Genomic DNA, 12,061 nt, shown 5'->3' with positions numbered 1-12,061 from the left:
ATTTTTACCGAGATTACGAATGAAAAAAAAATTTTTTCTTTTCTGCCATTTTTGCGGGCAAGATGCATCGTTGATGCGTGACAATGCGTCACGTCTGGGCTACAAACCCTTGCCATCGTGTTGAGAGCCTTCGGGTTCACCCGGTGTGCATCTAGTCCAAGTCGTGGGAGGAACCCCTTTCATGTGCCGGCGTGCAGATCACGCCGTCCCCCTCGGGGGAACAGGCCAGAAAGGGTCTAGGACGAGGGAACGGAGAGGCGAAGCGAGGCCCTTGAGCCCGTTTCGCCTTTTCCATTTTCAGGCTCTGGATTCGGGACCTTCGCCGCGCGCCCAGCGGGCTTTCGTCTCGGCGCAGAAGTCGGCGTAACGGCCCGCCGCGATCGCCGCGCGGATATCCGTCATCAGCGTTTCGTAATAGGCGAGGTTGATCGTCGTCAGCAGCATCATGGCGAGAATCTCGCCGGCCTTCACGAGATGATGCAGATAGGCGCGGGAATAAATGCGCGCGGCCTCGCAAGACGACTCCGGATCGATCGGTCGCGGGTCGTCGGCATGTTTCGCGTTGCGCAGGTTGATGCGGCCGTGGCGGCTGTAGACAAGGCCGTGGCGGCCGGCTCGCGTCGGCATGACGCAATCGAACATGTCGATGCCGCGGCGGACGGATTCGATCAGATCGTCGGGCGAACCGACGCCCATCAGATAGCGCGGCCGCGCCGCCGGCAGATAGGCGGCGCTTGCCTCGATCATCGCCAGCATCACGTCCTGCGGTTCACCAACCGCGAGGCCACCCAGCGCATAGCCGTCGAAGCCAATGCCGACGAGCGCCTCCGCGCTGGCACGGCGCAGGGCCGGGCTTTCGCCGCCCTGGACGATGCCGAAAAGCGCGTGGCCCGGCTGGGTGCCGAACGCCGCCTTGCAGCGCTCGGCCCAGCGCAGCGAAAGCCGCATGGCGCGTTCGACATCGGCCTCAGGCGCCGGCAGCCGCACACATTCGTCGAGCTGCATCTGGATGTCGGAGCCGAGCAGCCGCTGGATCTCCATGGCCCGCTCCGGCGTCAGATGATGCCGCGCGCCGTCGATATGCGATTGGAAGGTCACGCCGCTCTCGTCGAGCTTTCTGAGCTTGGCGAGCGACATGACCTGGAAGCCGCCGGAATCGGTCAGGATCGGCCAAGGCCAGTTCATGAATTTATGCAGGCCACCGAGCGCATCGATGCGCTCCGCCCCCGGCCGCAACATCAGATGATAGGTGTTGGCCAGCACGACATCGGCGCCGAGCGCATGGACATCCTGCGGATACATCGCCTTGACGGTCGCCGCCGTACCGACCGGCATGAAGGCGGGCGTGCGGATTCTTCCGCGCGGCAGCGTGATCGTGCCGGTGCGTGCGTCACCGTCTTTGGCGTGGATATCGAATGTCAGTTCGGTCATGGGGCCGGGTGGAGCAGGCAGGCATCGCCATAAGAATAGAAGCGGTAGTCCGAGGCTATCGCATGTTTATAGGCCGCTTGCATCGTCTCGAGTCCACTGAAGGCCGCGACCAGCATGAAGAGCGTCGAGCGCGGCAGATGGAAATTGGTCAGCAGCAGATCGACGGCCTTGAAGCGATAGCCCGGGGTAATGAAAATCGCCGTCTCATCGGAGAAAGGCGCAATCTTTCCCGCCGCTGTCGCCGCGGATTCGAGCAGACGCAGGGAGGTCGTGCCGACCGCGACGATGCGCCCGCCAGCCGCCCGCGCTGCATTGAGCCGCGCGGCGGTCTCGGCATCGATTTCGCCCCATTCGGCGTGCATCCTGTGCGCCTGCGTGTCATCGGCTTTCACCGGCAGAAAGGTGCCGGCGCCGACATGCAGCGTGATCTGCGCGATCTCGACGCCGCGCGCGGCGATGGCGGTTTTGAGCGCCGGGGTGAAATGCAGGCTCGCGGTCGGCGCGGCGACGGCGCCGCGATGGACAGCGAACAGGCTCTGGTAATCGTCGCTATCCTGCGCGTCGGCGGGCCGCTTGCCGGCGATATAGAGTGGCAGGGGCATGGCGCCAAGCGCCTCGATGGCGCGATCGAGGTCCGCGCCGCCGAGCGGGAAGGCGAGCATGACTTCGCCTTCGCCGAAATTTTCCAGCACTTCCGTTGCGACGATCGTATCGCCGCGCTGAAAAGCTATCGTGTCGCCGCGTTGCAGTTTTTTCGCGCCTTTCGCGAAGGCCCGCCATGTGTCGTCGGAGACACGCCTGTGCAGCAGCACTTCGATCTTGGCTTTGTTCACGCCGCGAGTTCGTACGCCCTCGAGCCGGGCCGGGATCACGCGCGTATTGTTGACGACGAGAATGTCGCCGGGCCGTAGAAAATCCGGGAGATCGCGGATGGTGCGATCCTGCAGCGGCTCCGGCGAAGCCGGCGCGACGACGAGCATACGCGCGGCATCGCGCGGAATGATCGGGCGCAGCGCGATCCGCTCGGGCGGCAGATCGAAATCGAACAGATCGACACGCATGTTATGCCGCGTCATTGCGAGGCGCGAGAGCGCAGAAGCAATCCAGACGTTTCATGCTTGGATTGCTTCGCTTCGCTCGCAATGACGAAATATGCAAGTCGCAGCACTTAGCTCAGCTTGGCGGAAATGATCTTGTCCGGATCGCGTACCGGCTCGCCACGCTTGATCTTGTCGACATTCTCCATACCGGAGACGACTTTCCCCCACACGGTATATTGCTTGTCGAGAAAGCGCGCGTCGTCGAAGACGATGAAGAATTGCGAATTGGCGGAATCGGGATTTTGCGCCCGCGCCATCGAGACGGTGCCGCGTACATGCGGCTCGGCGTTGAATTCGGCCTTGAGGTTCGGATATTTCGAGCCGCCCGTGCCGGTGCCATGCGGGCAGCCGGTCTGCGCCATGAAGCCGTCGATGACGCGATGAAACACGACGCCGTCGTAGAAATGCTCTTCCACGAGCTTTTTGATATGGGCGACGTGTTTGGGCGCGAGATCGGGCCGCAGCTCGATCACTACGGGGCCTTTGGTCGTCTCAAGCGTCAAAGTGTTGCCGGCTTCCGCCATGACGATGCCTCCATCTGTTGTCGGCGCTTCCCTTAATCGAAGCCAGGCGCGAGGTAAACCTTCGCCTGTGCCGGCGCGGGGAGCCGCGCCGGGATTCGCGCGGCGATTATTTCGCGTCGGTCGCGAGTTCCATTTTCACGATCTTGTCGGGGTCGGTGACGGTGCCATTGTCGGCCTGCGAGCCCTTCTTGATCTTGTCGACCACATCCATGCCGTCGATCACCTGGCCGAAGAGCGTATATTGCCCGTCGAGGAAGCCAGCTTCGTCGAAGCAAATGAAGAATTGCGAATTTCCGGAATCGGGGTCGTCCGCGCGCGCCATGCCGAGTGAGCCGCGCTTGAAATGCGCCTTGGAGAATTCGGCCGGGACATTCGGCAGGTCGGAGCCGCCGGTGCCCGTGCCGGTCGGATCGCCCGTCTGCGCCATGAAGCCCTCGATCACGCGATGGAACTTGAGGCCATTGTAGAAGCCGCGCTTGGTCAGCGCCTTGATCTGCGCGACCGTCTTCGGCGCGAGATCGGGCCGGAGCAGGATCGTGACTCGGCCATCCTTCGTATCAAGATAGATTTCGTTCTTCAGGTCGGCGGCGGCGAGCGGCAGCGTCAAAACCATGAAGGCAAAGGCAGCCAACAGGCTGCGACGGATCAAGCGCATGTTTCCTCCTCGGAGCAGATTAGGGCGCGGTGTTTAATTTCACCGCGAGGGCTTTGGCGACGACATCGGGTACGAAGGGTGAGACATCGCCGCCGAGCAGGGCGATCTGACGCACCAATGTCGCGGCAATATGACGAACTTGCGGGGAGGCGGCGAGGAAGATGGTTTCGATTTCCGGCGCCATAATGCCGTTCATGCCGGTCATCTGCGACTCGTAGTCGAGATCGGTGCCGTCGCGCAGCCCACGCACCAGCAACGTCGCCCCAGTCTCGCGCGCGGCGGTGACTGTCAGGCCGGAGAAGGTCATCACCGACAATTTGCAGGAATGTGTCGCGGCAAGGCTGGCGCAGGCGGCGCGGATGAATTCGGTGCGCTCGGCGGCGGAAAACATCGGCGTCTTGCCCGGATGCACGCCGATCGCCACCACCAATTCATCGCAAAAACGCGCGGCGCGCGCGATGATGTCGACATGGCCGTTGGTCAGCGGGTCGAACGTGCCGGTATAGAGCGCCTTGCGGGTCATGCGCCTTCTCTAGCCGAGCGCGGGAGCGGGGGCAAATGTTCCCCACCCGCAGACGGGGAGGGGAACGGTAACCTTATTCGCTCGCGGCCTCGCCCGGCTCACCGTCACTCTCGCCATTCTCGGCCGCCTCGTCTTCGCTGATGCGCTCGACGCTGACGACACGTTCGCCCTCGGCCGTATCGAAGACGATGACCCCTTGCGTGCCGCGGCCGGCGACGCGGATGCCCTCGACCGGGCAGCGGATCAACTGGCCGCCATCGGTGACGAGCATGATCCCGTCGCTGTCCTCGACCGGCATGGAGGCGACAAGCGGGCCGTTGCGCGTGTTGACTGCCATGGCGACGATGCCTTTGCCGCCGCGCCCGGTGATCCGGTATTCGTAGGACGAGGTGCGCTTGCCGTAGCCATTGGCGGAAATCGTCAGAATGATTTCTTCTGCCGCCGACATGGCGGCATAACGCTCGGAGGAGAGCGCAGCAGCGGCTTCTTCGCCGTTCGTCTCCTCGGACGTCTCGGCGGCCTCGACCGCTTCGCCGGCGATAGCGCGGCGCATCTTGAGATAGGCTGTGCGTTCGCCGCTCTCGGCCTCGATATGGCGCAGGATGGCGAGCGAGATGACCCGATCGTCCTTGGCGAGCGAGATGCCGCGCACGCCCATGGAATCGCGCCCCTTGAAAACGCGCACATCGGTGACCGGGAAGCGGATGCACTGGCCTTCGGCCGTCGTCAGCAGCACGTCGTCATTCTCGCTGCAGATCTGCACATCGACGATCTGTTCACCCGCATCGAGCTTCATCGCGATCTTGCCGGCGCGGTTCACCTGGGCGAAGTCGGAAAGCTTGTTGCGGCGGACGGTCCCGCCTGTCGTCGCGAAGATCACGTCGAGCTTCTCCCACTGCTCTTCGTCCTCCGGCAGCGGCATGATCGTGGTGATCCGTTCGCCCTGTTCGAGCGGCAGGATGTTGACCAGCGCCTTGCCGCGCGCCTGCGGTGCGGAGGCCGGCAGACGCCAGACTTTCTCCTTGTAGACCTGGCCGAGCGAGGAGAAGAATAGAACCGGCGTATGCGTCGAGGCGACGAAAAGCTTGGCGACGAAATCCTCATCGCGCGTCTGCATGCCCGAGCGACCCTTGCCGCCGCGCCGCTGCGCCCGATAGGCAGAAAGCGGCACGCGCTTGATATAGCCCGCGTGCGAGACGACGACGACGACATCCTCGCGCTGGATGAGGTCTTCGTCCTCGAAATCGGCATCGCTATCGAGAATCACGCTGCGCCGCGGCGTCGCATGCGCGAGTTTGACCGCCAGTAGTTCGTCCTTGATGATGCCGAAGAGACGGACGCGCGAGCGGAGAATATCGAGATAATCGGCGATCTCGGCGGCGTGCTTTTCCAAAGCCGCGCCGATTTCCTCGCGGCCGAGCGCGGTCAGGCGTTGCAGCCGCAGTTCGAGGATACCGCGCGCTTGCGCCTCGGAAAGGCGGCAGGTGCCTTCTGCGGATAGGACGTGTCGGGGATCAGCGATGAGCGCGATGAGCGGCGCCATGTCGTACGCCGGCCAGTCGCGGCTCATCAGCGCTTCGCGCGCCGTCGCCGCATCGGGCGAGGTGCGGATGACGCGAATGACCTCGTCGATATTGGCGACGGCGATGGCGAGGCCGACCTGCAAATGCGCGGCGTCGCGCGCCTTGCCGAGCAGAAACTTGGTGCGGCGAGTGACGACCTCCTCGCGAAAATCGACGAAGGCGCGCAGGAAATCCAGGAGGGTCAGCGTCTCGGGCCGGCCGCCGTTGAGGGCGATCATATTGGCCGGGAAACTCGATTGCAGCGCGGTAAAGCGCCAAAGCTGGTTCAGCACGACATCGGCGACCGCATCGCGCTTCAATTCGATGACGATGCGCATGCCCTGGCGATCGGATTCATCGCGCAGGTCCGAAATGCCTTCGACTTTTTTCTCGCGTACCAGATCGGCGATCTTTTCGACGAGCGTCGCCTTGTTCACCTGATAGGGAATCTCGCTGACGATCAGCGCCTCGCGATCCTTGCGGATTTCCTCGACCTCGACCTTGGCGCGGACAAGGATAGAGCCGCGGCCCGTCAGATAGGCGGAACGGATGCCGGCGCGGCCGAGAATATTGCCGCCGGTCGGAAAATCCGGGCCGGGGACGATGCCGATGAGTTCTTCAATGCTGATCTCGGGCCTGTCGATGAGCGCGATGACTGCATCGATCACCTCGCCGAGGTTATGCGGCGGGATATTGGTCGCCATGCCGACGGCGATGCCGCCGGCGCCGTTGACGAGAAGATTGGGAAATTTCGCCGGCAGGACGACCGGCTCGCGTTCGCGCCCGTCGTAGTTCGGCTGGAAATTGACGGTCTCGTTGTCGAGATCGTCGAGCAGCGGCAGCGCGGCGGTGGCGAGCCGTACTTCGGTATAGCGCTCGGCTGCCGGCGGATCGCCATCGACCGAGCCGAAATTGCCTTGGCCGTCGATGAGCGGCAGCCGCATCGAGAAGGGCTGCGCCATGCGCACCAGCGCGTCATAGATCGCGAGATTGCCGTGCGGATGGTATTTGCCCATCGTGTCGCCGGTGACGCGCGCCGATTTGTTGTAGGGGCGCTCCGGCGTGTAATTGTTCTCGTACATCGAATAGAGAATGCGCCGGTGCACCGGCTTCAGGCCGTCGCGAACATCGGGCAGCGCGCGGCTGACGATCACGCTCATCGCGTAATCGAGATAGCTGCGCCGCATTTCGTCGGAAATGGAAACCGGACGGACGTCAGAACCCGCGGGTCCGGCGCCGTTTTCTTCATTATCGGCCAAGGCAAATCATCCAGGCTTTGGAGGAGCCTTTGATATAATCAATCTTGCTCCAAAAGGCCAGCCGACCCGCTGTGGCGCGGCTTAAAAATTCCATTTAATTTCAGTTACTTAATATGCCGCTCTTGAATGTTCACAACCAGATGGTCGCTGGGCCCCGTTTCACTTCGCAAATGGACGGTTGTTTTGCCAGTCGGCGGGCTGAAATCCGTCGCGATTCGGCAGCCATACATCGCGCTTAGCGTGCCAGGAACGCCCGGATTTTTTCACCGAGCGGCGCAATGGCGAAGAGGCCGTTGGCATGGCCGAAGGGGCCGTGGATTTCCGCGACTTCGACCGGCGCGTCGCCCTTGGCGATGGCCGCAGCCGTCGCGCGTGCCCTCTCGGCGCGGAACACCTGATCCTCCGGGCTGTAGAGCAGGAGCGTCCTGGCCCGGATAGTTTCGAGGTCGGCCAAAGTGCCGCTCGGCCCGGCGGCGAAAGTCTGATTGGCTTTGACGAGATAGAGCAGGTGATTGGAGTCGGAAATTTTGGCGCGCTCGGCGGCGATGGCGGCGACCGTCGCTTCGACTTTGAAGCTGTTGCCGAGGGCGTCAGCGGGATTGGCGCCGGGGTCGGCATAGGCGCGGCCGAATTGCGCGTCGGTCCAGAGCCAATGATTGGCTTGAAGGGTGATGAGCTTCAGCGCCAGCGTCAGGCCGGCGAGGGGCTGCGCTTCGGCCACGTAGGCGCCGCCCTGCCAGGCCGGATCGGCCATGATCGGCGCCGCCCAGAGGCCGAGCCACGCCGTCAGCCAGGCGTCTATTTCGCCGGCGCAGATCACCGGCACGATGCGCTCCATCATCTCCGGATAGGCGACGGCCCAGGCGAGCGTCTGCAATCCGCCCATCGAGGGCCCCATGACCGCGTGCAGCCTGCGGATGCCGAGATGATCGACGAGCGCTTTCTGCGCGGCGACGAAATCGCCGATCGTCACTAATGGAAAGGAAAGCCCATAGGGCTTGCCGGTCGCGGGATCGATAGTCGCCGGGCCGGTGGTGACGACCTGCGGATCGCGGGCGTTGAGATTGACGAGTGTATCGGAGGAGAGGACGAAATAGCGCTCGGTATCGATTGCCTTGCCGGGACCGATCAGCGCGTCCCAATAGCCGGGAAACACGTCTTCCGTCGTGTAGCGCCCGGCGGCGTGGCTGGTGCCGGAAAAATAATGCGCGATGAGGATTGCGTTCGAGCGATCGGCATTGAGTCTGCCATAACTCTCCCAGCCAACGCGAACGTTTTTGATGAGCGCACCGCCGGAGGTCCGAAACTCCGGCAGCGCGAAGATCTTTTTCTCGACGATCACGCACGCGCCTCCCGCAGCATGATCGTCCGGCAGCCGTTAAAACGGAATGTCGTCGTCGATCATTTCCGCGGCGCGGCTCGGGCGCTTGTCGGATTCCATTGGCGAGGAATGGCCGAAGCTGCCGCTGGGTTCGGGTGTAGCGCGATCGTCAAGAGATTCGCCCCGTGCGCTGCCACGGCTGTCGAGCAGCGTCAGCTCGCCGCGGAAGCGCTGCAGGACGACTTCGGTCGTACGGCGCTGATTGCCGTCCTTGTCGGTATATTCGCGCGTCTGCAATTGACCCTCGAGATAGACCTTGGAGCCCTTCTTGCAATATTGCTCCGCGATCCGGCCCAAATTCTCGTTGAAAATAACGATATTGTGCCATTCGGTGCGGTCCTTGCGCTCGCCGCTCGCCTTGTCGCGCCAGGACTCGGTCGTCGCGAGGCTGAAGTTCACGACGGAATCGCCCGAATTCAGCCGCCGTACTTCGGGGTCGCGACCCAGGTTGCCGATCAGAATGACCTTGTTGACGCTGCCCGCCATGGCTCTCTCCTAATAACGCTTCTCGCGGCCGACCTTAGGGCCACCAACGCCCACCGCAGACTCCAAATGGCGTCAGGGCACGGGTTTTCCACGGAAAGCAATGTTCTTTCTTTGTTCTAGACCGCCGCATCACTCTTGGCAAGCGGCGCTTTCCGAGGCTCGGGGATCGACGACCGGGCGCAGCGGCCAGAGATCGGCGAAAAAGTCGGCGCGACGGGCCGCGAAGCTGCGCTGCGGCGGCTGCCGCGCTGGGTCCAGCCGGGCGCTGACGCGCCGGACGCTATGGCTGATGCCGCACGGGCGGTTGCAGGACGCCATTTCCCGCCTGATCGCCCCGGCATTCTCCCAAAAGCGCTTCAGGTCGCCCTTTTGTTTGAGCTTCAACCCGCCGAACGCGTCGGAAAAGCAAAGCCGCGCCTTGCCGTAGCTGTCGACCATGATGTTGCGATCGTAGGTATTGCAGATGTGCTCGCTCGTCTCGACCTTCGAGGCCCAGCCGAGTTCGAGATCGCGGGCGCGGGCGAGGCTTTGCCAATACATGCGCACCTGCTCGATCCACACCGGATTCAAACCGAGGTTGAAGCGCTCGTTACAGCGCTGAATGATGTCGCAGAGCTCGTCGGGGTCGACCTTGGAATGATCGCGGAAGAACGCATCGGTCGGGTCGTGCTGTGCGAACGAAGGCTGCAGCGAATTGAGCTTCAGCCGGTCGGCGCCGATGTCGTTCAGGACGAAATCGTAGAAGTGTTCGAGATCGCGGTAGGACTCGTCGAAGACAAGGCCCATGACGTAGATGCGGCTCGTCGAGCCAGGCACGCGGGCGCGCGCCTCGAGCAGCAACCGAAGCGCTTTGACGGCCTTGTCGAAGGCGCCTCGGACGCCGCGCGTGCGGTCATGCACCTCGCGGCGCGGGCTGTTGAGCGAAATAGAAATCTCGTGCGGCCCCTCGGCGATCATCCGGTCGGCCATTTCCGCCGTCTGGATCCGCGTGCCATTGACCACTGAGAGAGCCGTGAGCCCCAGCCGGCGGCATTCGCGCATCAGGCCGAAATAAGTGTCGAGGTCGAGCATACTCTCGCCGCCGCAGGTGACCATCGCGCCTTGCGGGTTGAGCTCGTGGAATTCGCCGAGAACCTCCAGCTTGCGAGGCAGCGGGAGGTAATTGGCGGCGTCGGTATCCTTGTCATGCCAATAATTGCAATGCTCGCACTTGAGATTGCAGCGGCGGTTGGTCTCAATGAAAATATAGCGCGGTGGTGATCGCACGGGGTAAAATCCAAATCTATTGAGGTCGAAACTAAATCTATGGAAACCGAAACTGTAGCAAAGTTCCTAGCCGAGGCATAGGCTGTTCGGGAGCGCGATCGGGTCTTCTTCGGTTGGACCGGCGGACGCGAATTGGGGGTGATTATGGCCAATGCGCCTTTGGATTTCAGTCTGTTGTTGAAGGCCGGCCTGCCGACGCGCGCCTATGTCGCTGACGAGGTCATTTTTCGCGAGGGCGACAAAGCCGAAGCCTTGTTCGTCGTCCAGAGCGGAAGCGTCGAAATTCATGCCGGCCACCGTGTCGTGGCCATTCTCGGGCCCGGTGAGTTTTTTGGTGAAATGTCGCTCGTCGATCCGGCGCCGCGCAGCGGCACGGCGATCGCGGTGACCGATGTGACGCTGGTGCCGGTTTCCGAAAAGCAGTTTTTGAAAATCGTCAGCGAGACGCCGAGCTTCGCGCTCGATCTGTTGCGGCTCTTCGTCCGCCGCCTGCGGGCGCGGGATGGGTATTATTGACGAGGCAGGAGGTCACGGCTCTCGCGGCGATTCCGCTTCCGCCATTGCAAGCTTGAGGCTCGCCTCCGCCGGGTCTCTGCGCCCGGCATCGAGTGCGGCGTTCAGCTTGGCGCGGTCGAGCTCGCCTTCGGAGGCCGAGATCACCACGGTTGCGACGCCATTGCCGATGAAATTGGTGATTGCCCGGCATTCACTCATGAATTTATCGATGCCGAGGAGGATCGCCATGCCCGGCACCAGCGCGGGCGAGACTGTCGAGAGCGTCGCGGCGAGCGTGATAAAGCCCGCGCCGGTGACGCCGGTCGCGCCCTTCGAGGTCAGCATGGCGACGATCAGGATCGACAATTGCTGGCCGAGCGTGAGGTCGAAGCCGAGCGCGTGGGCGATGAACAGCGTCGCCAGGGTCATATAGATATTGGTGCCGTCGAGATTGAACGAATAGCCGGCAGGTACGACAAGGCCGACGACGGATCGCGAACAGCCGAGCGCCTCGAGCTTTTCGATAAGCCGCGGCAGCGCGCTTTCCGAGGAACTCGTGCCAAGCACGATCAGCAATTCGTCTTTCAGATAGGCGAGGAACTTGAAGATGTTGAAGCCGGCGAAGCGGGCTATGCCGCCCAGGACGAATATGATGAACAACGCCGAGGTCAGGTAGAAGGTCGCGATCTCGCCGGCGAGGGCGCCCAGCGCCTGCGCGCCGTATTTGCCGACGGTAAAGGCCATGGCGCCGAAGGCGCCGAGCGGGGCGGCGCGCATGGCGATCTCGATAACGCCGAAGATCGCTTTGGTCGCTTGGTCGAGCACGTCGCTCAATGTTTTGCCGCGCTCGCCGAGCGCCAGCAGGGCGAAGCCGAACAGGATCGAGAACAGCAGCACCTGCAGGATGTCGCCGCGGGCGAAGGCGCCGACGACCGAATCCGGGATGATGTTAAGGAGATATTCGACCGGGTGTTCGCCGCTGGCGGCCGTGACATATTTGGCAACGGCGGCGGCATTGGCGTGGGCGGCGAGGCCAGCGCCGGGGCGGATCAGATTGCCGATGATGAGGCCGATGGCGAGCGCGAGGGTCGAGACGACCTCAAAATAGACGAGCGCCTTCAGCGCGACGCGGCCGACCTTGCGGGCGTCGGAGATATGGGCGAGGCCGGCCGTGACGGTCAGGAAAATGATCGGCGCGATGACCATTTTGATGAGCTTGACGAAGCCATCGCCGAGGGCCTTCACCCAGTCCGCCGTCGCGGCATGCGGCGCGAGCCAGCCGAACAAGGCGCCGAGGAAAATGGCGAAGAGAACCTGGATGTAGAGCTGTTTGTAAAACGGCGGCCGGCTTTTGGCGGGGGCGGGAGCGTCCATGGCGT

The 12,061-nt window shown here is 62.9% G+C and carries 11 protein-coding genes; 1 reads left to right on the top strand and 10 read right to left on the bottom strand.

Annotation, left to right across the window (positions count from 1 at the left end; translation table 11 throughout):
* Nucleotides 1-297 precede the first annotated feature (297 nt).
* The 9 genes from tgt to CWB41_RS15090 all read right to left on the bottom strand — a co-directional run bounded on the left by tgt (nucleotide 298) and on the right by CWB41_RS15090 (nucleotide 10,187).
* Nucleotides 298-1,431: a tRNA guanosine(34) transglycosylase Tgt gene (gene tgt, locus CWB41_RS15130; protein ID WP_115836157.1), complete on the bottom strand. Its 1,134-nt coding sequence runs from the start codon at nucleotides 1,429-1,431 to the stop codon at nucleotides 298-300.
* Nucleotides 1,428-2,492 (bottom strand): tRNA preQ1(34) S-adenosylmethionine ribosyltransferase-isomerase QueA, encoded by a 1,065-nt coding sequence (gene queA, locus CWB41_RS15125; protein ID WP_115836158.1) that lies wholly within the window; start codon nucleotides 2,490-2,492, stop codon nucleotides 1,428-1,430. The genes tgt and queA overlap by 4 nt, the downstream gene beginning before the upstream one ends.
* A gap of 107 nt (nucleotides 2,493-2,599) precedes the next feature.
* On the bottom strand, nucleotides 2,600-3,055 hold the full coding sequence (locus tag CWB41_RS15120; protein ID WP_115836159.1) for a peptidylprolyl isomerase: 456 nt from the start codon (nucleotides 3,053-3,055) through the stop codon (nucleotides 2,600-2,602).
* A gap of 106 nt (nucleotides 3,056-3,161) precedes the next feature.
* A complete protein-coding gene (locus tag CWB41_RS15115; protein ID WP_115836160.1) occupies nucleotides 3,162-3,710 on the bottom strand; it encodes a peptidylprolyl isomerase in 549 nt (182 codons plus the stop codon).
* 19 nt (nucleotides 3,711-3,729) lie between these two features.
* Nucleotides 3,730-4,233 carry a pantetheine-phosphate adenylyltransferase gene (coaD, locus tag CWB41_RS15110; protein WP_115836161.1) on the bottom strand — a complete coding sequence of 168 codons (504 nt, stop codon included), beginning with the start codon at nucleotides 4,231-4,233 and terminating at the stop codon, nucleotides 3,730-3,732.
* Nucleotides 4,234-4,306: 73 nt separating this feature from the next.
* Nucleotides 4,307-7,054: a DNA gyrase subunit A gene (gene gyrA / locus CWB41_RS15105; protein WP_115836162.1), complete on the bottom strand. Its 2,748-nt coding sequence runs from the start codon at nucleotides 7,052-7,054 to the stop codon at nucleotides 4,307-4,309.
* Between the two features lie 235 nt (nucleotides 7,055-7,289).
* Nucleotides 7,290-8,396: an E22 family MetX-like putative esterase gene (locus CWB41_RS15100; RefSeq protein ID WP_115836163.1), complete on the bottom strand. Its 1,107-nt coding sequence runs from the start codon at nucleotides 8,394-8,396 to the stop codon at nucleotides 7,290-7,292.
* 36 nt (nucleotides 8,397-8,432) lie between these two features.
* Entirely contained in the window at nucleotides 8,433-8,921 is a 489-nt protein-coding gene (ssb, locus tag CWB41_RS15095) for a single-stranded DNA-binding protein (protein ID WP_115836164.1), read from the bottom strand.
* A 129-nt stretch (nucleotides 8,922-9,050) separates the two neighbouring features.
* Nucleotides 9,051-10,187 carry a radical SAM protein gene (locus tag CWB41_RS15090; protein WP_115836165.1) on the bottom strand — a complete coding sequence of 379 codons (1,137 nt, stop codon included), beginning with the start codon at nucleotides 10,185-10,187 and terminating at the stop codon, nucleotides 9,051-9,053.
* A gap of 144 nt (nucleotides 10,188-10,331) precedes the next feature.
* Between CWB41_RS15090 and CWB41_RS15085 the strand changes: the two genes are divergently transcribed.
* Nucleotides 10,332-10,703, top strand: a complete 372-nt coding sequence (locus tag CWB41_RS15085) for a cyclic nucleotide-binding domain-containing protein (RefSeq protein ID WP_115836166.1) — start codon at nucleotides 10,332-10,334, stop codon at nucleotides 10,701-10,703.
* 12 nt (nucleotides 10,704-10,715) lie between these two features.
* Here the strand turns inward: CWB41_RS15085 and dctA are convergent, their stop codons facing one another.
* Nucleotides 10,716-12,056 carry a C4-dicarboxylate transporter DctA gene (dctA, locus tag CWB41_RS15080; protein WP_115836167.1) on the bottom strand — a complete coding sequence of 447 codons (1,341 nt, stop codon included), beginning with the start codon at nucleotides 12,054-12,056 and terminating at the stop codon, nucleotides 10,716-10,718.
* Nucleotides 12,057-12,061 lie beyond the last annotated feature (5 nt).

It is taken from the genome of Methylovirgula ligni, from assembly GCF_004135935.1.
GTDB classification, from domain to species: domain Bacteria; phylum Pseudomonadota; class Alphaproteobacteria; order Rhizobiales; family Beijerinckiaceae; genus Methylovirgula; species Methylovirgula ligni.
Note: the sequence above shows the minus strand (reverse complement) of the source record. Positions and strands in the feature narration are given on the sequence as shown.